Origin of the sequence: Actinokineospora sp. (assembly GCF_052390155.1) — a bacterium.
Lineage (GTDB): Bacteria > Actinomycetota > Actinomycetes > Mycobacteriales > Pseudonocardiaceae > Actinokineospora.
Genome location: NZ_JBQTHF010000059.1, coordinates 1 through 24,130, shown reverse-complemented (window position 1 = coordinate 24,130; position 24,130 = coordinate 1). Strand labels below are relative to the sequence as shown.

Below are 24,130 nucleotides of genomic sequence, written 5' to 3'. Positions count from 1 at the left end.
ATGCACCACGCGCGCGCCATCACCGAGTTCATCATCAGCGAGTTCCTGCCCGACGTGCCCGCCGCCGAGTTGGCCACCGACGTCGACCTGATCGCCGACGGCGTGATCGACAGCCTGGGGCTGCTCAAGCTGCTCGTGTGGCTGGAGGACACCTTCGGCATCCGCGCCGACGACGTCGACCTCGACCCGGAGTCGTTCCGCTCGGTGGTCGCCATCGACGCGTTCGTCATGGCCAACTCGGCGAGTCCGGTGTGACCACGCACCCCGCCGTCCGCGTCCTGCTGGCCCGCCGCGACGAGGTCGATCTGGCCACCTGGCGGTCCTTCTGGGATGCCCTTGCTGCCGGTGAACTGCGCCGCGGCGAGCCGGTGGCGCTGCTGGCGTCGCTGACCACCCTGCCGCCGGGTCCGGCGACCACCGCGGCATTGCTCGCGTCGCTGCGCGAGCGGGCGCCCGCGCCGGACCGGCGGTTCCCGAACGCGGTCAACGTGGTGGGCACCGGCGGGGGCCCGCCCACCTTCAACATCTCGACCGCGGCAGCGTTCCTCGCGGCCGCGGCCGGGGTGCGGGTGGTCAAGACCGGCTCCCGCGCGCACACAAGTTCACTGGGTTCCTACGACCTGCTCGACCGGCTCGGCGTGGCCAAGGTGCGCAACTGGGCCGAGGCCGAGGACCACCTGGGGCGCCACGGCGTGGCGTTCGCGGGCGACTTCGTCTACCCGGCTGAGCTGGGCGCGCTGGCCAGGGCCGTGCTGCCGGTGGACCCACGCGCGGTCAGCGGCTTCCTCAACCTCATGGGCCCGTTCCTGGCGGCGGTCCCGGTGGGCGCGCAACTGACCGGGGTAGCGGACCGAACGCGGCTGCCGCTGCTGCGCGCGGTCGCCTCGGGCGTCACCGACCGCCGGATCTGGCTGTGCAACAACGATCTAGGCGCTGACGAGCTGCTGGGATTCGCCGCGGACACCGTGGACCGCTGCGATGGGTCCGCCCCGGCGCGGGTGCCGGTTCCACCGGTCGCGGGCTCGCTCGCGGACCTGCGTCCGGTCGCGGACCACGACGTGGTGGCGCATTTCCTACGCGTGCTGGCCGGTCGGGAACCGGTGGCGTCGCGGGTGGTCGCCCTCAACGCGGCAGCGCTGGCCGTGGCGGCGCGGCCGGCCACGCCGTGGCTGGATGCCTTGCGGCGGATGGAGACCACGCTGTCCAGCGGGGCCGCCGCCGGTCTGGTCGCACTGATGGGACAACGGACAGCGGCGGTGGCGGTGTGAGTCCGTTCTTCCTCGGCCGCTGTCCCGCCGACCCCGGCCTGGCAGTGTTCCTCACTGCGGGCTGCGAGCCGCCGGACAGGATGCGGCGCTTGGTCGCCGCGCTCGACGACGCCGGGGTGGACTGCCTCGAACTGGCCGTGCCGTTCCCCGGCTCGGTGACCGACGGGCCGGTGCTGCGGCGGGCCGCCGACCGCGCGATCGCGCTGGGCACCGGGCTGGACGAGACGCTGGACTTCGTCGAGCGGGTACGGCCGGGGCTGCGGCACACCCGGATCGCGGTGCTGGCGGACTGGCGGCACAGCATGGCCGGGCTCGGCGAGGCCGCGTTCGCGCGCAGGCTGGCCGCCGCGGGCGCCGACGCGGCGCTGGCACACGGTGTCCCACCGCGCAGGCGGGCGGCCTGGCACGAGGGCGCCGCCGAAGCCGGGCTGCCGCTCGTCACCACCTGCTACGCCGCGTCCCCCGATGAGACGCGCGCCGCCGCCGCCCGCGACGCGGGCGCCTACCTGTACCTCGTGGCGCACTACGGGAGGACGGGCACCACCCCCGCGACCGGGCACGCGGCGCTCGCCGCGACGGTGACCGGGCTGCGGCGCGATACCCGGGCGCCGATCGCCATCGGGTTCGGCGTGCGCGCGGCCGCCGATGTGCGGCGGGTGGCCGAAGCGGGTGCGGACGCCGCGATCGTCGGCACCGAGGTGGCATCGGTGCTGGACCGGGCGAACGCGGCAGGCACCGATGCCGTCGCGGCCGTCGCCGACTACGTGCTGTCGCTGGTCGGCAGCGGCGGATCCGAGCATGAATCCACCAGAGGACCCGAGAGAGCAGGAGTACCGCGATGATCATCAGAACACGCTCAGAAGCGCCGACCGTCGACTGGGGCAACGGGCTCAGCACCCGGCTGCTGGTCCAGGCCGACGGCATGGGCTACACGGTCACCGAGACCACAGTCCGGGCGGGCACCAAGTCGCGGCTGGAGTACCGCAGGCACCTGGAGGCCTGCTACTGCGTCGAGGGCGTAGGCGAGGTGGTCGACCTCGAAGGCACCTCGCACCGCATCGTGCCGGGCGTGCTGTACGCGCTGGACAAACACGACGCGCACTTCCTCATCGCGAGCCCGGACTGCGACCTGAAGCTGATCTGCGTGTTCACCCCAGCGCTGCGCGGCGACGAACGGCACAGCCTGGACTCCGCCGAATTCTCCCACTACTGAGGCCGATATGATCCAGTGGACAGCCGAGCAGCAGGCGCTGCGCGACGGCTTGGGGCCGTGGCTCGACGTGCTCAACCACGAGCACGTCGCCCAGGACGCCCGCGCCGAGTTCCCGGTGAAATCCTGGGAAGCGATGAGATCCAGCGGTCTGCTCGGCCTTCCGTTCGAGCAGCGGTGGGGCGGACTCGGCCAGGACCTGCTCACCACCATGTGCGTCCTGGAAGGACTCGGCGAGGGCTGCCGGGACGGCGGGTTCGCCTTCTCGGTGGCCACGCACATGGTCAGCACCGGGGTCGCGCTACAGCGGTTCGGCTCGCCGTGGCTGCGGGAACGGTATCTACCGGGGGTGTGCGCGGGCGAGACGATCGGCGCGCACGCCGTCACCGAGGCCGACAGCGGGTCCGACGCCCTGCGCATGCGCACCCGCGCCGTCCGCGATGGCGACGACTGGGTGCTCACCGGGTCGAAGGCGTTCGTCAGCAACGGCCCGATCGCCGACCTGGTGGTCGTGTACGCCAGGACTGGCGGCGACGCCGGACCGGTCGGCGTGACGGCGTTCCTGGTCGAGAGCGCCACACCCGGCCTGTCCGCCGGGCCCGCCGAGGCGAAGATGGGGCTGCGCACCTCCCCACTGGGCGCGCTGTACCTCGACGGCGTCCGGGTGCCCGCGTCGAACGTCCTCGGCCGGGTCGGCGGCGGGTTCCTGGTGCTCGACCACATCATGAAGTGGGAAATCCTGCTGTCGTTCGCGATCTCCGCAGGCCAGATGCGCCACCGCGTCGACCGCTGCGTGCGCCATGCCCGCCAGCGGGTCGCCTTCGGCGCACCAATCGGCAGCTACCAGGCCGTGTCGCACCGACTGGTGGACCTGGAGATCGGGTTGCGCACGGCCCGGCACTGGCTGTTCGACACGGCCCGCCGGTTCGTCGCGGGCGAGAACGTCACGACCGAGGTGGCGATGACCAAGCTGGTGGTCAGCGAGGCCAACGTCGCCTCCGCGCTGGCTGTGGTCCAGCTCATGGGCGGCGCGGGATACCTGGCCGAGTGTGGGGTCGAGAGAGACCTGCGCGACGCGGTCGCGGGCACCATCTACTCGGGGACATCGGAGATCCAGCGCAACCGGATCGCCGCGATGATGGGGCTGGGATGACCGGCACCGCGATCGTCAAGGTCTGTGGTGCGCGGACGGCGGACGAGTTGGCGCTGCTGGCCGCGGCAGGGGTCGACCTCAGCGGGGTCTGGTGCGGGGTCGCGGGCGGCTACGCCGACCTGCGGGCCGATGCCGCCGCCGCGCTGCTCGCGGCCACCCGGCCGACGCAGGTCCTGGTGACATTGGCCGGTTCGGAGCTGCCGGATCTGGTCGACCGGACCGGCGCGCGCTGGGTGCAGTTGCACGGCCACCAGCCGCCGAAGGCGGTACGCGAGCTGAAGGCCAGGGAGGTCACCGTCATCACGGTGCTGCACCTGCGCGGCGGGAAATGCCCGCAGGCGGGCCTGATCCCGGCGTACGAACGCGCGGGCACCGACTACTTCCTGCTCGACACCGCCGCCGAGGACGGACGGCTGGGCAGCACCGGCGAGTCGTCGTGCCCGGTCGCTCTGGCCGGGCTGGCCCGGCGGCTGTCGACACCGTTCCTGCTGGCGGGCGGCCTCACCGCGGACAACCGCGACCGGTTCGCCGAAGTGCTGGCGGAGCCTGGATTCCGCGGCGTGGATGTCGACACGGCGGCCCGCTCCCCGGCGGGCGTCCTGGACCGGGCACGGGTCGCCGCGCTGGTCGAAGCCTGGAAGGCGGCCCAATGAGCGAGCCTGCGCGCGAATCACTGGCACAGGGCGTCCGCGAGCGGCATCACCGAGCCTGCGAGGGGATGTCATGAGCTTCATCGAGGCGCTGTGCGGCGCGGAGCTTCCGGTCATCATGGAGATCAAGCCGTGCACCGGTGACGGCATCCCGCTGCTGCGCGGGCGCGACCCGCGCTCTGTCGCATCAGCCTACGAGCAGGCGGGCGCGCCCTGCCTGTCGGTGGTCACCGGACGCTGGTTCGGTGGCACGCCGCGACTGCTGGCCGAGATCACCGAGCACACGACGAAACCCGTGCTCCGCAAGGACTTCATCACCCGCGACAGCCATCTTGACGAGACCGTGGACCTCGGCGCGGCGGCCGTCCTGCTGATCGCGGGACTGCTCCCCCGGCCGGTCCTCACGCGACTCGTCGACGGTGCCCTGCGCCGGGGGCTGACCCCGTTCGTCGAAGTCACCGACGCCGAGGAAGCGCGGGCGGTGCCGCACCCGACCGACTGCGTCATCGCGGTCAACAACAAGGACATCGGCGACCGCGAGCGGGGAGCCGCCGACTACGGGCGCAGCCGCGCCCTGCTCGACACCCTGCGCGTCGCCACCCCGTGCCCGGTCAGCGCGAGCGGGCTGGACGACCCGCGCGCCGCGGCCGCCATGGTCACCGCCGGGTACGCGGGCGTGCTCGTCGGCACCGGACTGCTGGGGTCCGATGTGGACGCCTGGGTGGCGGAGTTCGCCTTGGCGCGCAACTGATCGGTTCTGTGGCCGCGCTCCAGCCCGCTTCGAGGCTGGACGGCGATGCTCGCAGTGGACCCGCCCGACGGCGGACTGGACGAAAGGTCATCTCATGGCTGGACAGCGACGGGTCGTGATCACCGGGATCGGGGTAATCGCGCCCGGCGGCATCGGGCGGGCGGCGTTCTGGGACCTGGTGACCAGCGGCCGCACCGCCACCCGCGCAATCTCGACGTTCGACGCCTCCACGTTCCGCTCGCGGGTGGCCGCCGAGGTCGACTTCGATCCGCTGACCCACGGGCTGACGCCGCGGCAGGCCCGCCGGATGGACCGGGCCGCGCAGTTCGCCGTGGTCTGCGCCAGAGAGGCACTGGCTGACAGCGGCCTGAGTCCGGCGGACCTGCCTGCGGAGCGTACCGGGGTCGCGGTGGGCAGCGCTGTCGGCTGCACGATGAGCCTGGAAGAGGAGTACGCCGTCGTCAGCGACTCGGGCGCCCGGTGGCTGGTCGACCCCACCTATGCCGTGCCGCACCTCTACGACTACCTGGTGCCCAGCTCGCTGGCACGCGAGGTGGCGTGGGAGGTCGGAGCGGAGGGTCCGGCGACAGTGATCTCCACCGGCTGCACCTCCGGCATCGACGCCGTCGGGCACGGCTGCGAACTGATCCGCGACGGCGCGGCCGACGTGGTGATCGCGGGCGCGGCCGACGCGCCGATCTCCCCGATCACGGTGGCCTGCTTCGACGCGATCAAGGCGACCACCCCCTACAACGACGACCCCGAGCACGCCTCGCGGCCCTTCGACAACACCCGCAAGGGCTTCGTGCTCGGCGAGGGCAGCGCGGTGTTCGTCTTGGAGGACGCCGAGCGGGCCGCCGCGCGCGGGGCGCGCGTCTATGCCGAGATCAGCGGCATGGCCTCGCGCTCCAACGCCTTCCACATGACCGGGCTGCGCCCCGACGGGCGCGAGCTGGCCGAGGCGATCACCGCCGCGCTGGACGCGGCCCGGCTGGACCCGACCGCCGTCGGCTACGTCAACGCGCACGGGTCGGGGACCAGGCAGAACGACCGGCACGAGACCGCGGCGATGAAGTCCGCGCTCGGCGCGCACGCCTACGCGGTGCCGGTCAGCTCGATCAAGTCGATGATCGGCCACTCGCTCGGCGCGATCGGCTCCATCGAGATCGCCGCGTGCGCGCTGGCCATCGAGCACGGCGTCGTACCGCCGACGGCCAATCTGCACGAGCCCGACCCCGAGTGCGACCTGGACTACACCCCGCTCACCGCGCGCGAGGCGACCGTCGACGCGGTGCTGACGGTGGGCAGCGGCTTCGGCGGCTTCCAGAGCGCGATGGTGCTCTCCCGGCCGGGGATGGTGGCCTAGTGAGCGAGCTTGCGCGCGAATCAACGTCACAGGGCGTCCGCGAGGGGCATCACGGAGCCTGCGAGGGGATGTCATGAGGACCACAGCCGTCGTGACCGGCATCGGAGTGCTCGCCCCCAACGGGGTGGGGCTCGACGAGTTCTGGGCCGCCACGCTCAAGGGCGTCAGCGGCATCGCCCGGATGACCCGGTTCGACCCGGCCGGGTACCCGTGCACGCTGGCGGGCGAGGTCGACGGCTTCGACGCGGCCGAGCACCTGTCGTCGCGGCTGCTACCGCAGACCGACCACATGACCAGGATGGCCCTGGTCGCCTCGGACGAGGCGCTGCGGGATGCCGCGATCTCGCCCGCCGACCTCGACGAGTACTCCATGGGCGTGGTGACAGCGAGCGCCTCCGGCGGGTTCGAGTTCGGCCAGCGCGAGCTGGAGAACCTGTGGAGCAAGGGGTCCAAGCACGTCAGCGCCTACCAGTCGTTCGCCTGGTTCTACGCGGTCAACACCGGGCAGATCTCCATCCGGCACGGGATGCGCGGCCCCAGCGGCGTGCTGGTCGGCGAGCAGGCGGGCGGGCTGGACGCGCTGGCGCAGGCCCGCAGGCATCTGCGCCGCGGCACCGACGTCGTGGTCTCCGGCGGCGTGGACTCCTCGCTGTGCCCGTGGGGCCTGGTCGCGCAACTGTCCAGCGGCAGGCTCAGCACCGGCACCGCCCCGGACACCGCGTACCTGCCCTTCGACGAGCGCGCGGCGGGTTATGTGCCCGGTGAGGGCGGCGCCATCCTGATCATGGAGCGGGCCGACGCCGCCGCCCGGCGAGGCGGGCCGACGCCGTACGGGGTGATCGCGGGTTGGGGCGCGAGCATGGACCCGGCCCCGGACTCCGGCCGTCCGGCCGGGCTGCGCCGGGCGATCGTCGCCGCGCTGGCCGACGCCGAGATCAGCCCGGCCGCTGTCGACGTGGTGTTCGCAGACGCGGCCGGTGAGCCGGACCTGGACCGGGCCGAGGCGGATGCGCTCAGCGCCGTGTTCGGACCGGGCGGCGTCGCGGTCACCGCGCCCAAGACGATGACCGGCAGGCTCTACTCGGGGGGCGCGCCGCTGGACACCGCCGCGGCCCTGCTGTCCATTCGCGACGGTGTGGTGCCGCCGACGGTCAACACCACCCGGCTCGCCGACGACCGGCTCGACCTCGTCATCGACACCCCGCGCACGGCGGCGGTGCGCACCGCGCTGGTCGTGGCCCGCGGCTACGGCGGCTTCAACTCCGCACTGGTCGTCCGCGCTACGGCCTGACGTCCCGACCCACACGAAAGGTTCACCGCCATGCAGCACCTGACCACCACCGAGTTCGCCCGCATCCTGCAGGTCTCCGCGGGCGGCGACGCCGCCGCGGTCTCGAACGAGAGCCTGGACATCCCGTTCGGCGAGCTGGGCTACGACTCGCTGGCCCTGCTGGAGACGATCGGCCAGATCGAGCGGGAGCACGGGGTCGCCTTCTCCGACGACATCCTCGGCGAGGCCACCACCCCACGCTCGTTCCTCGCCCTCGTCAACGACCACCTCGCCACGGCGGTGCGGGTGTGACCGAACAGGACTGGGTGCACTGCCCGGGCTGCCGCTCGCTGGTCTACGCCAAGCGCGTGGCGCGGCAGCTCGGGGTGTGCCCAGGATGCGGCAGGCACGAGCGGGTGTCCGCGCCCGAGCGGCTGGCCCAATTGCTCGATCCGGGCTCCCTGGCACCGCTGGACTGCGTGACCGACGCAGGCGATCCGCTCGGCTTCGCCGACAAGGTCCACTACCGCGACCGGATCGCCGCCGCCCGAGCGAAGACCGGCCTCACCGACGGGGTGCTGTGTGCCAAGGGAACCGTCCACGGGTGGCCGATCGTGGTGGCGGTGATGGACTTCCGCTTCCTCGGCGGCAGCCTCGGCGCCGCCGTCGGCGAGGCGGTCACCCGGGCCGCCGAGGTCGCGCTCGCCGACCGCACGCCGCTGCTGCTGGTGTGTGCCTCCGGCGGCGCGCGGATGCAGGAGGGCGCGCTTTCGCTGATGCAGATGGGCAAGACCAGCGCGGCCCTGGCCCGCTTGGACGCCGCGGGCGTGCTGACGCTGTCGCTGATCACCGACCCGACCTACGGCGGGGTGGCCGCCTCGTTCGCCACGCTGGGCGACGTCATTGTGGCCGAGCCAGGGTCGCGGCTGGGCTTCGCCGGGCCGCGGGTGATCGAGCAGACCATCCGACAGAGCCTGCCGCCCGGCTTCCAGACGGCGGAGTTCCTGCTCGACCACGGCATGATCGACATGATCCGCCCGCGCGGTGAGCTGCGGGGCACACTCGGCAGGCTGCTGGCCGCCACGGCACCCCCGCCGCCTGCCGAGTCGGCACCGGGGACGGCGCCGGTGACCGACCCCGGGCTGCTGCCCGAGGTGGACCCGTGGGCGCTGGTCACCGCTTCCCGAGATCCGAGCAGGCCGACCACGCTGGACTTCGTGGGCAGGCTGTTCGACCGGTTCGACGAGCTGCACGGCGACCGCATCGGCGACGACTGCCCGTCGATCGTCGGCGGGATCGGCGCGCTCGACGGGCGCCCGGTGGTGGCGATCGGCCACCAGAAGGGCCACGGCCCAGCCGAGTTGGCCGCCCGTAACTTCGGCATGCCCTCGCCCAGCGGCTACCGGAAGGCGGCCCGGCTGGTCCGGCTGGCCGCCAAGCTCGGCGCGCCGGTGCTGACCTTCATCGACACTCCGGGCGCGCACCCGGGCGTCACCGCCGAGGAGCAGGGCCAGGCGGTCGCGATCGCGGAGAGCATGCGGCTGCTGTCGTCGGTGCCGGTGCCCGTGGTCGCGATCGTGACCGGGGAGGGCGGCAGCGGCGGGGCGCTGGCGCTCGGCGTGGCGGACCGGGTGTTCCAGTTCGCCGGGGCCTACTACTCGGTGATCAGCCCGGAGGGCTGCGCGGCGATCCTGTGGGGCGACCGGGCGCAGGCGCCCACCGCGGCGTCGGCGCTGCGGCTGACCCCGCGCGACTTGCTGGCCGCCGGGATCGTCGACGGCGTGCTGCCCGAGCCGCCCGGCGGCACCGGCGCCGACCACGCCGCGGCCGCCGATGCCGTGCGCGGCGCCGTGCGCGGCGCGTTCGGCGAACTCCTGCCGCTGCCTGCCGAGGACCTGCTGACCCGGCGGCACGCCCGCTGGCGCGCGTTCGGCGCGCGACTATCCACTGTGGAGGAACGATGAGTGCGGACCCGGAGAAGTTGCTCGCGGCGGTGGCCCGCGAGGCCTGCCAACTGCTGGCCGTCGCGCCCGCGCGGCCGAGCAGGCTGGTGGCGAGGGCGGGCGAGGTGAGCGTCGAACTGGAGTGGCCGGTCGCTACCGGGATCGCCGCGCCGCAGGCGCCCGTCCCGGTCCCGGTCGCGGTGGCGCCCGCGCCCGCTGAGCAGGCCGCCCCCGACCTTGCGCTGTGTTCGCCGATCGTCGGCGTCTTCCACCACGCGCCGTCGCCGGGCGCCGCGCCCTTCGTGTCGGTCGGCGATGTGGTGCGCCCCGGTCAGCAGGTCGGCATCGTCGAGGCGATGAAGGTGATGATCCCGGTCGAGGCCGACCGCAGGGGCCGGGTCACCGGGGTGCTGGCCGCCGACGGCGCCGCCGTCGAGTTCGGCGAGCCGCTGTACGCGCTGGAGCCCGCCACCGCCTTGGAGCCGGTGGCGTCATGAGCGGCGCAGAGACGGGACCGCGGATCGACACCGTGCTGATCGCCAACCGCGGCGAGATCGCTCTGCGGGTCGCCCGCACCTGCCGGGAACTGGGTCTGCGGGTGGTGGCTGTGCACTCCACAGAGGACGATGGCGCGGCGGTCGTCGACTTCGCCGACGAGACGGTGCGCATCGGCCCAGCGCCCGCCAAGCGAAGCTACCTCAACGCGGCGGCGATTCTTCAGGCCGCGCTGCAGACCGGCGCGGACGCGATCCATCCCGGCTACGGGTTCCTCTCCGAGGATCCCGACTTCGCCGAGGCGTGCGCGGCCGAGGGCATCGTGTTCATCGGACCGTCCGCGCGGGTGCTGGCCACCTTGGGGGACAAGACTTCCGCGCGCGCGGCCATGTCGGTGGCGGGCCTTCCGCTGCTGCCGGGCAGCCTGGAGCCGGTGCCCGACGCGCAGGCCGCGGCGGATCTTGCCGACTCGATCGGCTATCCGGTGATCGTCAAGGCGGCGGCGGGCGGCGGCGGGCGCGGGATGCGGGTGGCCGCGGACCGGGCCGGGCTGCCCGCGGCGTTCGCGGAGGCACGGGCCAGCGCGCTGGCGCTGTTCGGCTCGGCCGATGTCTACCTTGAGCGGTTCCTCGCCGACGCCCGCCATGTCGAGGTGCAGATCCTCTGCGACGGTCACGGCAACGGCGTGCACCTCGGCGAGCGCGACTGCACCGTGCAGCGCAGGCACCAGAAGCTGATCGAGGAGACCCCCTCCCCGAGTTTGCCGCGGAGCACCGCGGCGGAGATGTGCGCCGCCGCGGTGCGGGGCGCGCTGTCGGTGGGCTACCAGGGCGTGGGGACCTTCGAGTTCCTGGTCGACGGCGCGGGCCGCTACTGGTTCATGGAGGTCAACCCGCGCATCCAGGTCGAGCACCCGGTGACCGAGATGACCACCGGGATCGACCTGGTGCGCGAGCAGATCCTGGTCGCCGCGGGCGCGGCGCTCGGCTTCACCCAGGCCGACGTCGCGGCCCGGGGCACCGCCGTGGAGTGCCGGATCAATGCCGAGGACCCGGAACGCGGCTTCGCCCCGACGCCCGGTCTGGTCAGCGACCTGCGGTTGCCAGGCGGGCCGTTCACCCGGGTCGACACCTATGCCGCGCCAGGGTCGAAGGTGTCGGCGTCCTACGACTCGCTGCTGGCCAAGGTCGTTGTGTGGGCGCCGGACCGCACCCAGGCGCTGGCCCGGATGCGCCGGGCGCTGGCCGAGGTGCGGGTCACCGGGCCCGGGATGCGCACCACGGCGGGATTCCTGGCCGACGTGCTGGCGCACCCGGCGTTCGTGGCGGCCGAGCACACCACGGCCTTGGTCGACCGCATCACCGCGGCCGACGCCGGGTGAGCTGCCGGATCCGTCCGTCTGGAGTGGACAGACTGGCCCCGCGGACCCATCCTCAGGGTCGGCCGGGATGTTGACACGACATTGACAAACCGGTTGGTTGGTTTATACAGTACACTGTACCCCGCCGGGTGACCCCTGCCCGGGCATCGGAGTTGGAGCCACGTGACAAAGCAGGCACGATCGGAGCAGTCGCGGACGCTGTTGCTGCGCGCCGCCGCCGAACTGCTGAGTCGCGACGGGTACGAGCGCGCGGGCATGGTCGCCATCGCCGAGGCAGCTGGAATGACCAAAGGCGGGCTCTACTTCCACTTCCAGTCCAAGGACGACGTGTGCGACGCCGTCCAGGAGATCGCGGTGGCCAGACTGACATCGTTCACCGAGCGGTTGCGCGAGCAGCAGCCCTCGGCCGCCCGGCGGCTGATCGACCTGACCCACGCCCTCGCGCGCTGGATCGGCGACGAACCCGAGATCGGCGCCAGTGTGCGGATGGCGCGCGAAGTCGGCAGCCAGGGCGTCAGGTTCAGCCGGTTCGTCCAGAGCTGGGTCGATGCCGTGCGCGCCGAGGCGGACGCCGTCGCGCGGGCGGGCGAGCTGACCTTGGGCGCGACGCCGGACGTGGCCGCCCTGCTCGCCTCCGCGCTGTGCCTCGGCCTGGACGTGCTGACCTCGCTCGACACCGCGGACAGCGGCATCGACATGGCGAAGAACCTGGCCGACCTGTGGGCCTTGATCCTGCCGCAGATGGTGGGGGAAGCGGGCGCGCTCCTGTTGGACCTGCTCGGTTCCACTGGCGGCGAGTAGTCCAGGAAGTCACCCAGAAACGGTACAAAAAAACCGGGCGGTGGGTATGGTTTTTGCCTACCTGATCGGACAGACTATGAATCGTTCATGGGTGAACACTGGGAGGAAAGTCATGACCACCACGCTTGACCAGCTCTCCGAGGGCCCGAGCGGCGACTTATCGGGCCCTCGACTCGTCCGGTTCGACCAGACCATGCCGCGGCACCTCGTGCACCGCGCGGCCGTCTCCGAGGTATTCGTGACCGACCTGCAGGCCGCGGTGGACAATGTGGACAATGTGGCCAGGGTCGGCGTGCAGTGGCCGCGCAGGCACGGTTTCTTCCGGCCGAGGACGGCTGACGCCCACGACCCGCTGCTGTTCGCCGAGTCGATCCGGCAGGCCGGGCTGGCTTTGGCCCATCAGGAGTTCGGTGTGCCGATGACGGACACCTTCCTGTACCAGCGCAAGACTCTCACCATCGATCCGGCGGGCCTGCGCACCGCGGGCAAGCCGGTCAACCTGATCATCACCGCCACCGCTCCAGACGGGCCGGCCTGGGGGTCCGCCACCCGGGGAAACGTGCGCTTCGAGTTCGAGTGCTACCGCGACGGCAGGCAGATCGGCAGCGCGAGCACGGTGTGGCGGCGGGTGTCGCCCGCGGTCTACCGCAAGGTGCGTGGCAGTCGTGTCTCCGCGACCCCGCACGACGCGCCGCAACTGCCGCCGGTCGAGCCCGCCCTGGTCGGCCGCGATCGCTGCGAGGACGTGGTGATCGCCGAGACTGGCCCCGGAGTCTGGGCGCTGCGCTTCGACCCCGACCACCCGGTGCTGTTCGACCACCCCGTCGACCACGTGCCCGGGATGCTGTTGCTGGAGGCGGCCAGGCAGGCCGCGGTCAGGATGGTCGGCCACCCACACGCCCTGCCGGTCGGCCTCGACTTCCGGTTCGCCCGATACATCGAGTTCGACGCCCCCTGCCTGATCACGGCGCGGACGGGAGCGCCGACCGTCACCGGCGACCGGACGATGACACTCGCCTTCGAGCAGGCGGGCAGGCTCATGGGGAGCGCGTCCCTGGCAATGCACATCACCTGACCTCTCGACGACAACTGGTGTCCGCACTAGGGGCCAGGCCGCACGCGGCCTGGCCCCTAGCACCGCATTCGCCCGGCGAGGACCGCGAACTCGCTGCTCACCGTAACTGAATCGAAACAGAACCCAAGGGACCGAATGCGCCTTGCCAAACCGGGCGGTCGGTTTGTAGATTGGCCTTGCGGCATTGAGTCCTGTGCCGCAAGCCGAGAGGGAGGCCGTTGTGGACGTCGACGTATTGGGTCCGCTGGAAGCTCGCATCTGGGGCAAGTCCGTCACCCCGACTGCCGCGAAGGCGCGCAAGGTGCTGGCGGTGCTCGCCGTGCGCGCCAACCAGGTCGTGCCGGTCGCGGCGCTGATCGAGGAGCTGTGGGGGCAGGACGTGCCGCGCAGCGCCACCACGACGCTGCAGACCTACGTGATGCACCTGCGGGGACTCATCGGCGCGGCGCTGGAACACTCCCCGCCGGGCGCGGTGCGCAACCCGAAGCAGGTGCTGCTCACCCAGTCGGGGGGATACCTGCTGGTGGCCGAGCCCGACGCGGTGGACGTGAAGACGTTCGAGCGGCTGGCCGAGGCCGGGCACCGGGCTTGCCAGGCGGGCGACTACCAGCGGGCGGCGCGGGAGTTTCACGCCGCGCTCGCGAACTGGCGCGGCGACGCCTTGGTCGACGTGCAGGTGGGCACCGTGCTGGAAGTCGAGGCACGCAGGCTGGAGGAGGCGCGGCTGAGCGTGCTGGACCGGCGCATTGACGCCGATCTGCGGCTGGGGCGCCACCACGAACTCCTGGGCGAGCTGACCGGGCTGGTCGCCCGGCACCGCACCCACGAAAGCCTGTACGCGCACTTGATGGTGGCCCTGTACCGGTCGGGCCGCCGCGGCGACGCCGCCAACGTGTACCGCCGCCTGCACACCTGCCTGGTCGACGAGTTCGGCCTGGACCCGTCGCCCGCGCTGCACGGCCTACAGCGCCGCATCCTCTCTTCCGACCCCCGCCTGCTGTTTCCGGCCGACGAGCACCGGCTGGAACAGGTCGGCTGACGGCGGACCCGATTCCCGGCAGCGGGAGAAGGGCGGCAACCATGGCGATGCCGACCATCGACAGTGTGACGCGGATGGCAGCGGAGCTGCTCGGCCTGCCCAGCGTCGGCCCGGACACCGACCTCTACGACCTGGGAGCCACCTGGGACACGATGATCCGGCTGGCCGCTGGTCTGACCGCACGCTACGGCGTGCGGGTCTCGGTCGACGCGCTGATCGACAACCCGACCCCGCGCGCCATCGCCGACGGGCTGGCGCCGTCGCACTGCGGCGAGTTGTCCCGCGACGTGCGGATCGCGCTGGACCCCCGGGTCCAGCAGCGGTTCCGGGAAGCCAGGATCGCCGAGCGCAGGCTGCACCCGGAGCTGACCCGGGTCGCGCTCGACCCCGTCACCCCAGCCGAGCGGGCCGCGCTGTCCGACGCGGCGGCACCGCGGGAGTTCGACAAGGGCCCGCTTCCGGGCGCCCTGCTCAACTCGCTACTCACCCTGACCGCCTCCGCCGAGCTGTCCGGCCGGGCGTGCAGGCGCTACCCGTCCGCGGGCGGCTGCTACCCGGTGCAGATCTACCTGTACGTGCGGCACCGCCGGGTGCTGGACTTGGCGGGCGGGCTCTACTACCTCAACCCAGGTGAGCGCATCCTCGTGCACGTAGACGAGGACCTGCGGATCACCGCCGACACCCAGCGCCCGCCCAACCGGTCGCTGGTGGCCAGGGCGGCGTTCGGGATCTTCCTGGTGTCCACCCCGGCCGCCATCGCCCCACTCTGGGGCGAGCGGCTGGCCACCCGGTTCAGCGTGCTGGAAGCCGGGCACATCTCCCAGTTGCTGATCACCTCCGCGCCCGCGCGCGGACTGGGCCTCGCCCAGGTCGGCAGCATGGAGTTCGCCTTGGTGCGTAGGCACTTCCACCTCGAACCGAGGCAAGACCTGCTGGTCTCGCTGTGGGGCGGCGCGCTGCGCACGGCCGACCTCGTCCGGCGGGAAAGCCTGGTTGGCGCCAGTTCCGACACCCGGTCGAGCCACAAGGAATCGTGATGAGCCCACCACCGTCCTCCGCCGTCGTCCGGCCCCAGCCGGTGCCAGACGCCCGTCTGCGGCTGTTCCTGTTCCACCACGCGGGCGGCTCACACCACCTGTTCCGGGACTGGCTGCCCCTGCTGCCCGCCGACTGGGATGCGGTTCTGGTCGACGCGCCCGGCCGCGGTCGGGACGCGGGGACCCCCGCGATGTCCGATGTGGACTCGGCGGTGGACTGGTTGCTGACCGGGCTGCGGCCGTGGTTGGACTTGCCGTTCGTGTTCTTCGGCCACAGCATGGGCGCGCTGCTGGCCCAGGAGCTGACCCTCCGACTGGCCGCTGACGATCTGCCGCTGCCGACCTGGGTAGGGCTGTCCGGGCGCGGCGCGCCCAGGGCGGACGGCGGGCTGGACACGCCTGCGCGCCACACGCTGCCCTCCCCCAAGCTGCGGGAGGCGGTGGCCCGCATCGGCGGCTCGCCCCGGGAGATCCTGGACGACCCCGAGTGGTGGGCACTGTTGGAACCCATGCTGCGGGCCGATTTCCGGCTAGTGGAGACCTGGCGTCCGGTGGCTGGCAGGCCACGGCTGCCGGTGCCGGTCTCCGCCTTCGGCGGCACGCGGGATCCCGCGGTGCCGCCCGAGCGGCTGACGGCGTGGGCCGAGCACACCGACCGGTTCCTCGGCGTCCACCTGTTCCCCGGCGACCACTTCTACTTCCGGCAGCGGCTGGCCGACGTAGTCGGCCAGATCAGGGCCGACGTCGCCACCGCGGGCGCGGCGCCACGCCTGCGTGCCGCGGGCTGAGCGGCGCGGTAGGAGGCAGGGATGACGACAGCGAACGAGGGCTTATGCGAGAAGCCCGACTGCGACCGGACCCGGGCGGCCGGGCCTCGGTGGCGGCTGTGCGCGCCGTGCGTCGCGCACGTCGCCGACGATCTCGCTGCGCTGCCCGAGCTGTTCGCGGCCTGCGAGGAAGAGCTGTCCCAGCCGAATCCGCACCTGCGGGAGCGGGTCAGTGGCTGGCGGCCCAGCGGCATCCGGCTCAACACGGGCGCGGTGGAAGCGCGCGCCCGCATCGTGGAGGTGCTTGCCTGCTGGTGCGCGCTGGTGGTGACCGAGCGGCGGGTCACCCCGCCCGCCAGGGAAGTCGGGCCGCTGGCGGCGTTCCTGCACCGGCACGACAGCTGGCTCGTCGCGCACCCCGCCGCCGCCGACTACGCCGAGGAGGTCGCGGGCGCGGTCCGCGCCGCGCGCCGGGTGTCCCGGACCGGTGCGACCGTGCGCACCAGGCTGGGGCAGTGCCCGGAGCCCGGGTGCGCTGCCCCGGTGTCGGCGGTGTCCCGGCCGGATGGCCCCGGCCCGGAAGTGGTCTGCGCGGACGGCCACGCGCTGGCGCCGCACCGCTGGCTGCGCTTGAGCATCGGTGCGGCCGAATGAAACGCGACCGCACCGTGCCGACCCAGTTGGCCGCTCTCGCCGCGGGCGTGCCCGAGGCGACGATCCGCAAGTGGGCCAGCCGCGGACGGCTCACCCGCTACGGCACACCGGGGAAAGCCGAGTACAGCCTGGACGAGCTCGCCGAGATCGTCGCCAAACGCCAGTCGGCCGACCGGCCGGCCGGGTGTCCACCACCGAGCAGGAGCGGATGATCGAAGTGTCCACACAAGACGGGGAGCCGCAGGCTCCCAGCAGGCGCTGGGTCGCGCTCGCGATCGTCACCATCGCCGCGTTCATCGACAATCTCGACTCGACCGTCGTCACCCTGGCGCTGCCGAGCATCCAGGCCGACCTGGCCGCCGACTTCGCCACCGCCCAGTGGACGCTGGCCGGGTACACGCTGGCCTTCGCGCTGATGCTGATCACCGGCGGGCGCCTCGGCGACATCTACGGCCGCAGGCGGCTGTTCCTGGTGGGCGTCGCGGGGTTCACCGCGGCCTCGATCGCCTGCGGCGCGGCAGGCACCCCCGAACTGCTGATCGCGGGCCGGGTCGCGCAGGGCCTGGCCGCGGCGCTGATGGTGCCGCAGGTGGTGTCGGTCATCGTCACGCTGTTCGAACAGCACGAGTGGCCCAAGGCCTTCGGCGTGCTCGGGCTGGCCCTGACCAGCGGCGCGGTGATCGGGCCCGCGGTCGGCGGCGCGATCACCGAGGCGGACATCCTGGGCCTGGGCTGGCGGGCGATCTTCTACCTCAACGTGCCGATCGGTGTGCTGGGCCTGGTGATGGCCACCCGGTACCTGCCGGAGTCGCGGTCGCCGCGCGCGCCGCGGGTGGACGGGCCGGGCATGGTGCTGCTGGCGCTCGCCACGCTGGCGCTGATGTTCCCGCTGGTACAGGGCCGTGAGTACGGGTGGCCGTGGTGGATGTTCGCGCTGCTGGCCACGTCGGTGCCGCTGCTGTTCTGCTTCGCCGCCTACCAGGTGCGCAGGCACCGGCGCGACGGTTCGGCGTTGATCCCGCCGCCCCTGTTTCGCCAACGGTCGTTCAGCGTGGGCCTGCTGATCACGCTGCTGATGTTCATCGGCGTCGGGTCGTTCTTCCTGGTGCTGACTTACCACCTCCAATTGGGCCTAGGCTGGTCGCCGCTGCACACCGCGCTGGCCACCGCGGCCTGGCCGCTCGGCATCGCCACGACTTTCCAGATCGCTTGGCGCATGGGCGCGGGGCGAGGCAGGCTGTTCGTCAGGATCGGCGCCGGAACCATGGCGGCGGGCACCCTGCTGACGATCGTGATGGTGGACGCGGCGGGGGCGGGGCTGAGCTGGTGGCACATCGGGTTGCCGTCGCTGGTGCTGGGTCTGGGCATGGGTCTGACCTCGCCCATCCTGACCGGTGTCGTCCTCGGGGACGTGCCGGTGGCGGACGCGGGGGCCGGGTCGGGCGTGGTGAACGCGGTGATCCAGTTCGGTTCGGCGACGGGCGTGGCGTTCGTGGGCACGATCTTCTTCAGCATGACCGGTTCCGCGGTGTCGGATGTGGACGCGGCGACCACGACGACGCTCTGGTACAACGTCGGCGTCTTCGTCCTGGCCGTGCTGCTGACGTCCCTGCTGCCCGCAGGCAGGAGCGCTGAGTCCACTCCTGAGGCCGAGCAGGTCGACCTGCTCAAGACGGAATCGGTCAGTTGACCAGATCCCGCAGGCGGCTGACCCCCGTGCCGGACGGCACGGGGGTCAGCGGGAGCGGTCAGCCGCTGCCGTGGCGGAAGGCGCGCGCGGCGCAGAATCGCGCGGCGGCTATGCGCCCGGCGTGCTGATGTCGACCATGGCGACCTCCTCCAGACGGGGATGCGGGACAGCGGACGGGTCGGTCACGCCACCGGCTTTCCGGCGCTATCCGTTCTTGCGGCGGAACGCCCGCTTGCGTACCGCGGGCCCGTGCGTCCCGTGGATCTTCGGTTGGAATCCGCTCGACTCCTGGGACTCGCGGACGCGGTCGGTCTTGCGGGCCAGCGCTTCGCTGAAGCGGGCCCGGACCTCGTCGCCGCGCTCGTCCGGGGTTGGCTCGGTCGTACTCATGGGCACCTCCTGGTTGGTTCGTGCGGTTGTCGGACGGTCGTCAGCCCGGTCAGAGGTTGGCCAGCGCGGCCTCGATCGCCTGGTCCATCTCCACTTCGGACAGTGCGGCCGCGACGGCCATGGCCTCCCCGGCGGTACCCGGCTCATCGGGCTGCGCCAGCCGCAGGAGCTGGTCGAGGACTCCGCTGTGCCGCAGTCGCTCAGGCGAGACGCGGGCCAGCGCCCACTCGACGGCCGCCCGGGGGTCGGTCGGCGGATCACCGGTCGAGTCCTCTGCGGTCGGTGCCAGCCGCTCGTGCAGGTACCCGGCGATCGCTCGCGCTGTCGGGTAGTCGTAGGTAAGTGTGCTGGGCAACGGGATCTGGCTCTGCCGAGCGATGCGGTTCCGCAGTTCCACCGCCATCAACGAGTCCCAGCTGTAGTCGTGCAACGGCTTGTGCGCGAGCACCTCGGCCGCCTCCGGCAGACCGAGCACCCCCGCGATTTCCTGCTGCACGAACTGGACGAGCGCGGGGAGTCGTCGCTCGGCGGCCAGCGCGGCGAGCCGCTCACGCAGACCCGTGCTGGGCGCGGCCTGCCGCGGCCGGTGCCGGAGCAGCCCGCGAAACAGCGCGGGCGGTTCGGCCGCGCGCCGCAAGGTCGGCAGGTCGAGCTTGACCGGAACCAGGTGGGCTTCCGGCCGGTGCAGCACCGCGTCGAACAGCACCATCCCCTCGCTGCCGGTCAGCGCGCCCGCGCCCGAGCGGCTGATCCGATCGAGGTCGGCCGCGCCGAGCCGGGCGGTCATGCCCGCGCCCTCCGGCGCCCACAGCCCCCACGCCAGGCTCACGCCCGGCAGCCCGCGCCCGCGCCGGTGCGCGGCGAGCGCGTCGAGGAAGGCGTTGGCCGCGGCGTAGGTGCTCTGCCCCGGCGAGCCGAACGTGCCCGCAATCGAGGAGAACAGCACGAACGCCGCGAGGTCAAGGCCCTCGGTCAGCTCGTGCAGGTGCACCGCCCCGGTGAGCTTGGGCCCCAGCACGCGGGCGAACCGCTCGGCGTCCTGGTTCTGCGCCACCCCGTCGTCGAGTACGGCGGCCAGGTGCACAACGGCGGTGAGCGGGTGCGCTTTGTCCACTTCGGACAATGCGGCGGCGACGTCGGCTCGCTGGGCGACGTCTCGGGCCAGCACCCGCACCGCGGCGCCGTCGGCCGCCAGCTCCGCGCCGAGTTCGGCCGCGCCGGGGGCGTCCATGCCGCTGCGCGAGACGAGCACGAGGTGCCGGACTCCGTGCCCGCGCACCAGGTGCCGGGCCACCAGCGCGCCCAGCTCGCCGGTGCCGCCGGTGACCAGCACGGTGCCGTCGGGGTCGAGCGCGCGCGGCGGGCTGAGCACGATCTTGCCGATGTGTCTGCCCTTGGCCATGGTGCGGAATGCGGCAGGCGCCTCGCGCACGTCGTAGCCCGCCAGCGGAAGCGGCCGGATCACCCCCCGCTCCAGCAGGTCGGCGACGACCCGGAGCATCTCGCCGATCCGCTCGGGACCGCTGCCCATCAGGTCGAACGCGGCGTACCGCACGCCCGGGTGGGCGGCGGCCACCTCGGCGGCGTCTCGGACGTCGGTCTTGCCCATCTCCAGGAAGTGCCCGCCGCGGGGCAGCAGCCGCAGCGAGGCGTCGACGAACTCCCCCGCCAGGGCGTTGAGCACGGCGTCAGCGCCCTGCCCACCGGTCCGGTCGAGGAACCGCCGCTCGAACCCCGTGTCCCGGGAGGACGCGATGCGGTCGTCGGGGATGCCGAGTGCGCGCAGGGTGGGCCACTTGCCCGGGCTGGCCGTGGCATACACCTCGACGCCGAGGTGTTCGGCCAACTGCACCGCCGCCATGCCGACACCTCCTGCCGCCGCGTGCACGACAAGCCGCTGCCCGGCGCGGATCGCCGCCAGCTCGTTCAGGGCGTAGTGCGCGGTCAGGAACACCAGCGGCACGGTCGCCGCGTCGGCGAATCCGAGGGTGCCGGGGATCGGCACCATCATCCGGGCGTCGACGACGACCTCGGTGCCGAAAGCGCCGATGGCCAGCCCCAGCACCCGATCCCCCGCCCGCAGGCCGGTGACGTCGGCCCCGACCGCGACGACCTCGCCTGCGCATTCCAGGCCGAGCTGCGGGGCGTGCACCACGTCGAGCGCGTTGAGCACGTCGCGGAAGTTCATGCCCGCCGCGCGCACCCGCACACGGACGTGCCCCGCGGGCAGCTCGACCCGCTCGACCGGGCGCATGGCGAACGCGTCGAGCCTGCCCTTCTCCGGGATGTCGAGCTGCCACGGCGGGTCGTCGGGCAACGCGACGGCGTCGGTGACCTTGGCCAGCCGGGGGACGAGGACGCGGTCCTCGCGCAGCACCAGTTCGGGCTCGTCGGCGGTGCCGACGGCGTGGGCGAGCAGGGCGCCGTCGGTGACGTCGGCGCCGAGGTCGATCAGCCGCAGCGACCGCTGCGGATACTCGGCCCTGACCGCGCGCACCAGCCCCCAGACCGCGGCTCTGGCGAGGTCCGACACGGCGTCGTCCGGCCCCGCGCTGACCGCGTCGCGGGTGACCCAGATCAGTTCGGCGGCGTCGAGACCCGGTTCGGCGAGGGCGCCCTGGATCCAGTCGAGGGCATGGATGGCCTCGTGCCCGGCGGCGGTGGCAAGGTCGCCGCGGGTAGGTGCGGTCAGGTCGACCAGGACGTGCGGCGGCACCGGCCGGGCGAGCAGTGTGTTGAGGTCGGCGACCGGCGCGACGCCGAGCAGTTCGGCTACGGCCCCGGCGCCGACGACGGCAACGGCGGCGCCAGGTTGGGCAGTCGGGGCCGTGATCGCGTTGAACCCGATCTTGTACAGGTGGTCGGCGCCCGGCGGGCGGACGCGCAACCGCTCGGGCGTGACCCGCACGAGATCGAGTCTGCCGACGCTGATCACCGGCCTGCCCGAGGGGTCGGTGGCGTCGAGCCGGGCGTGTCCGCTGTCGCTGTCCAGGGCGAGGAGTTCGACGCGCACCCGCAGTTCGGTGGGGCTGCCTTCGGCCAGGCTCACCCCGGACCAGGCGAACGGCAGCAGCACGGCGGCGTCCGACCCGGACAGCGCGGCCAAGGCGTGCAGCGCGCCGTCGAGCAGCGCCGGGTGCAGCCCGAAGCCCGCGGCCCCGGACTGGACCGCGTCGGGCAGCACGACCCGGGCGAAAGCCACCCCGTCCCGCTCGGCCAGTTCGGCGAGACCGCGGAAGGCGGGACCATATTCCAGCCCGCGGCTGCGCAGATCCGGGTAGACGCCCTCGACCGGGACGGGCTCGGCGCCGAGGACCGGCCAGCTACGCAGGTCGGCGGGCACGGGCTGGGCAGCGACCTCGGCAAGGGCGCCGGTGGCGTGCAGGGTCCACTCGCCGTCGCCGGACTCGGGCCTGCTGTGGATCTCGATCGGCCTGCCCCGCTCCTCGGGGGGACCGACGCGGACCTGCAACCGCAGCGGGACGCCGGTCAGCGGCAGCGGCTGGGCGAGGGTGAGTTCGCCGACACCACCCGCGTCGAGGGCCCGCGCGGCGGCGGCGGCCAGTTCGAGCAGGCCGGTGCCGGGCATGAGGACGGTGCCGTGCACGGCGTGGTCGGCGAGCCACCGGTGTTCGGCCGCACAGACACGACCGGTGAACAGGTGCCCGCCGCCGTCTGCCAGTGCGGTCGCGGCAGCCAGCCACGGGTGCCCGGTGGCGTCGAGACCGGAGCGCCTGGCGTCCGGCCTGGCGATCGGGTCGATCCAGTAGCGGTGCCGCGCGAACGGGTAGGTCGGCAGGTCGGACGCGGGCGTGTCGGCGAGGATCGCCGACCAGTCCAGGGCGACGCCCGCCGCATACAGGGCGACCGCGCCCGCGTACGGCAGACCGTCGCCGAGCGCGGCCACACAAGCGATGTCGTCCACAGTGGACGCGGCCATCGCGGTGAGGGCAGTGCCGGGACCGCATTCCAAGAACACCCCGGTATCGGCGAGGGTACGCAGGGCATCGGTGAACCGCACCGTGCCACGAACCTGCGCCACCCAGTAGTCCGCATCCACGTGATCCAACCGCGCACCGGTCACAGTGCTGACGATCGGAATACGCGGCACCCGGAACTCACACGTCGCCGCCACCCGCGCGAACTCACCCAGCACGGAATCCATGTGCACACTGTGGAAAGCGTGCGAAACCCGCAACCGCCGCGTCCTGCGACCCCGCTCCGCGAACCGACGAGCCACCGCATCGACCGCGTCGGCGTCACCACTGATCACGGTCTGGGTGGGAGTGTTGATCCCGGCGATGGACACCACATGGTCAAAGCCCGCGATCGCCGCCCGAACCTCCTCCTCCCCGGCCCCCACGGACACCATCGCCCCACCCTCTGGACACGCCTGCATCAGGCGTCCCCTCGCGGCGACGAGTCGAACCGCGTCGCCCAGCGACAACACGTCAGCGACATACGCCGCCACCAACTCACCCACCGAATGCCCGGCCAAAGCCGACACCCGCAAACCCCACGACTCCCACAACCGAAACAACGCCACCTCGAACGCGAACAGCGCGGGCTGCGTGTACTCGGTCCGGTGCACCAAATCCGACCCGCCAAGCACAACCTCCGCCAGCGGATGCGCCAAGTACTCGCCGAACTCCGCACACACCTCGTCGAACGCCGCCCGAAACACCGAGAACCCGGCGTACAGTGCACGCCCCATCCCAGGCTCCTGACTGCCCTGCCCGGTGAACAGCACCGCCACGTCCCCTGGCCCGACGGGGGTGACCGCGGTGCGGCCGTCGGCGATGCCGCGCAGTGCGGCCACGGCGTCCATTGTGGACGTGACGACGGCGCCCGCCCGGTAGTCGAAGTGGGTGCGGCGCAGCGCGGCCGTTGCCGCGACGTCGGTCAGCCGCGCGTCTGGGTGGCTGTCGAGCCAGTCCGCCCACCGGCTCGCCTGAGCACGGACGGCGGACTCGTCTCGGCCGGACACGAGAAGCGGGTAGGCGGCAAGCGGCGCGGGCGGCGCGGCGGTTTCGCGGGCGGGCGGCTCCTCGATGATCACGTGCGCATTGGTGCCACTGAGCCCGAACGACGACACACCCGCACGCCGCGGCCGCTCCCCGGCCACCCACGACCGACCCTCCCGCAACAACTCCAACCCACTACCCACCCACTCGATGTGCGGACTGGGCT

The 24,130-nt window shown here is 72.7% G+C and carries 23 protein-coding genes; 21 read left to right on the top strand and 2 right to left on the bottom strand.

All coding sequences use genetic code 11. The features are described 5' to 3' along the window. The 21 genes from ACT4N7_RS20550 to ACT4N7_RS20450 all read left to right on the top strand — a co-directional run bounded on the left by ACT4N7_RS20550 (position 1) and on the right by ACT4N7_RS20450 (position 18,550). Positions 1–255, top strand: a complete 255-nt coding sequence (locus ACT4N7_RS20550; RefSeq protein WP_444830418.1) for a phosphopantetheine-binding protein — start codon at positions 1–3, stop codon at positions 253–255. Continuing rightward, complete coding sequence (locus ACT4N7_RS20545; protein WP_444830417.1) at positions 252–1,268, top strand: hypothetical protein; 1,017 nt, start codon at positions 252–254, stop codon at positions 1,266–1,268. The genes ACT4N7_RS20550 and ACT4N7_RS20545 overlap by 4 nt, the downstream gene beginning before the upstream one ends. Next, positions 1,265–2,110: a tryptophan synthase subunit alpha gene (trpA, locus tag ACT4N7_RS20540; protein ID WP_444830416.1), complete on the top strand. Its 846-nt coding sequence runs from the start codon at positions 1,265–1,267 to the stop codon at positions 2,108–2,110. The genes ACT4N7_RS20545 and trpA overlap by 4 nt, the downstream gene beginning before the upstream one ends. Beyond that, positions 2,107–2,481, top strand: a complete 375-nt coding sequence (locus ACT4N7_RS20535) for an ectoine synthase (RefSeq protein WP_444830415.1) — start codon at positions 2,107–2,109, stop codon at positions 2,479–2,481. The genes trpA and ACT4N7_RS20535 overlap by 4 nt, the downstream gene beginning before the upstream one ends. Before the next feature lie 7 nt (positions 2,482–2,488). Further along, a complete protein-coding gene (locus ACT4N7_RS20530; RefSeq protein WP_444830414.1) occupies positions 2,489–3,631 on the top strand; it encodes an acyl-CoA dehydrogenase family protein in 1,143 nt (380 codons plus the stop codon). Continuing rightward, complete coding sequence (locus ACT4N7_RS20525; RefSeq protein WP_444830413.1) at positions 3,628–4,284, top strand: hypothetical protein; 657 nt, start codon at positions 3,628–3,630, stop codon at positions 4,282–4,284. The genes ACT4N7_RS20530 and ACT4N7_RS20525 overlap by 4 nt, the downstream gene beginning before the upstream one ends. Before the next feature lie 70 nt (positions 4,285–4,354). Then, positions 4,355–5,032, top strand: coding sequence for a hypothetical protein (locus tag ACT4N7_RS20520; protein WP_444830412.1), 678 nt, complete (start codon positions 4,355–4,357; stop codon positions 5,030–5,032). Positions 5,033–5,126: 94 nt separating this feature from the next. Further along, entirely contained in the window at positions 5,127–6,398 is a 1,272-nt protein-coding gene (locus ACT4N7_RS20515; protein ID WP_444830411.1) for a beta-ketoacyl-[acyl-carrier-protein] synthase family protein, read from the top strand. 73 nt (positions 6,399–6,471) lie between these two features. Then, positions 6,472–7,689: a ketosynthase chain-length factor gene (locus ACT4N7_RS20510; RefSeq protein WP_444830410.1), complete on the top strand. Its 1,218-nt coding sequence runs from the start codon at positions 6,472–6,474 to the stop codon at positions 7,687–7,689. Positions 7,690–7,719: 30 nt separating this feature from the next. Further along, positions 7,720–7,980 carry an acyl carrier protein gene (locus ACT4N7_RS20505; protein ID WP_444830409.1) on the top strand — a complete coding sequence of 87 codons (261 nt, stop codon included), beginning with the start codon at positions 7,720–7,722 and terminating at the stop codon, positions 7,978–7,980. Then, complete coding sequence (gene accD / locus ACT4N7_RS20500) at positions 7,977–9,632, top strand: acetyl-CoA carboxylase, carboxyltransferase subunit beta (protein WP_444830408.1); 1,656 nt, start codon at positions 7,977–7,979, stop codon at positions 9,630–9,632. Before ACT4N7_RS20505 ends, accD begins: the two co-directional genes overlap by 4 nt. Continuing rightward, entirely contained in the window at positions 9,629–10,108 is a 480-nt protein-coding gene (locus ACT4N7_RS20495) for an acetyl-CoA carboxylase biotin carboxyl carrier protein (RefSeq protein WP_444830407.1), read from the top strand. Before accD ends, ACT4N7_RS20495 begins: the two co-directional genes overlap by 4 nt. Then, positions 10,105–11,487 (top strand): acetyl-CoA carboxylase biotin carboxylase subunit, encoded by a 1,383-nt coding sequence (locus ACT4N7_RS20490; RefSeq protein ID WP_444830406.1) that lies wholly within the window; start codon positions 10,105–10,107, stop codon positions 11,485–11,487. Before ACT4N7_RS20495 ends, ACT4N7_RS20490 begins: the two co-directional genes overlap by 4 nt. Before the next feature lie 162 nt (positions 11,488–11,649). Further along, on the top strand, positions 11,650–12,288 hold the full coding sequence (locus tag ACT4N7_RS20485; RefSeq protein ID WP_444830405.1) for a ScbR family autoregulator-binding transcription factor: 639 nt from the start codon (positions 11,650–11,652) through the stop codon (positions 12,286–12,288). A gap of 112 nt (positions 12,289–12,400) precedes the next feature. Beyond that, positions 12,401–13,363 carry a ScbA/BarX family gamma-butyrolactone biosynthesis protein gene (locus ACT4N7_RS20480; protein ID WP_444830404.1) on the top strand — a complete coding sequence of 321 codons (963 nt, stop codon included), beginning with the start codon at positions 12,401–12,403 and terminating at the stop codon, positions 13,361–13,363. 220 nt (positions 13,364–13,583) lie between these two features. After that, a complete protein-coding gene (locus ACT4N7_RS20475; protein WP_444830403.1) occupies positions 13,584–14,402 on the top strand; it encodes an AfsR/SARP family transcriptional regulator in 819 nt (272 codons plus the stop codon). A gap of 74 nt (positions 14,403–14,476) precedes the next feature. After that, positions 14,477–15,439 (top strand): nitroreductase family protein, encoded by a 963-nt coding sequence (locus tag ACT4N7_RS20470; protein WP_444830402.1) that lies wholly within the window; start codon positions 14,477–14,479, stop codon positions 15,437–15,439. Continuing rightward, complete coding sequence (locus ACT4N7_RS20465; RefSeq protein ID WP_444830401.1) at positions 15,439–16,227, top strand: thioesterase II family protein; 789 nt, start codon at positions 15,439–15,441, stop codon at positions 16,225–16,227. The genes ACT4N7_RS20470 and ACT4N7_RS20465 overlap by 1 nt, the downstream gene beginning before the upstream one ends. 21 nt (positions 16,228–16,248) lie before the next feature. Next, a complete protein-coding gene (locus ACT4N7_RS20460) occupies positions 16,249–16,860 on the top strand; it encodes a hypothetical protein (protein WP_444830400.1) in 612 nt (203 codons plus the stop codon). Further along, a complete protein-coding gene (locus ACT4N7_RS20455; protein ID WP_444830399.1) occupies positions 16,857–17,072 on the top strand; it encodes a transcriptional regulator in 216 nt (71 codons plus the stop codon). Before ACT4N7_RS20460 ends, ACT4N7_RS20455 begins: the two co-directional genes overlap by 4 nt. After that, positions 17,045–18,550, top strand: a complete 1,506-nt coding sequence (locus tag ACT4N7_RS20450) for an MFS transporter (protein ID WP_444830398.1) — start codon at positions 17,045–17,047, stop codon at positions 18,548–18,550. The genes ACT4N7_RS20455 and ACT4N7_RS20450 overlap by 28 nt, the downstream gene beginning before the upstream one ends. Before the next feature lie 204 nt (positions 18,551–18,754). Here the strand turns inward: ACT4N7_RS20450 and ACT4N7_RS20445 are convergent, their stop codons facing one another. Together ACT4N7_RS20445 and ACT4N7_RS20440 are read right to left on the bottom strand one after the other, a co-directional pair. Beyond that, positions 18,755–18,940, bottom strand: coding sequence for a DUF5302 domain-containing protein (locus tag ACT4N7_RS20445; RefSeq protein WP_444830397.1), 186 nt, complete (start codon positions 18,938–18,940; stop codon positions 18,755–18,757). Between the two features lie 49 nt (positions 18,941–18,989). After that, entirely contained in the window at positions 18,990–24,116 is a 5,127-nt protein-coding gene (locus ACT4N7_RS20440) for an SDR family NAD(P)-dependent oxidoreductase (protein ID WP_444830468.1), read from the bottom strand. Positions 24,117–24,130 lie beyond the last annotated feature (14 nt).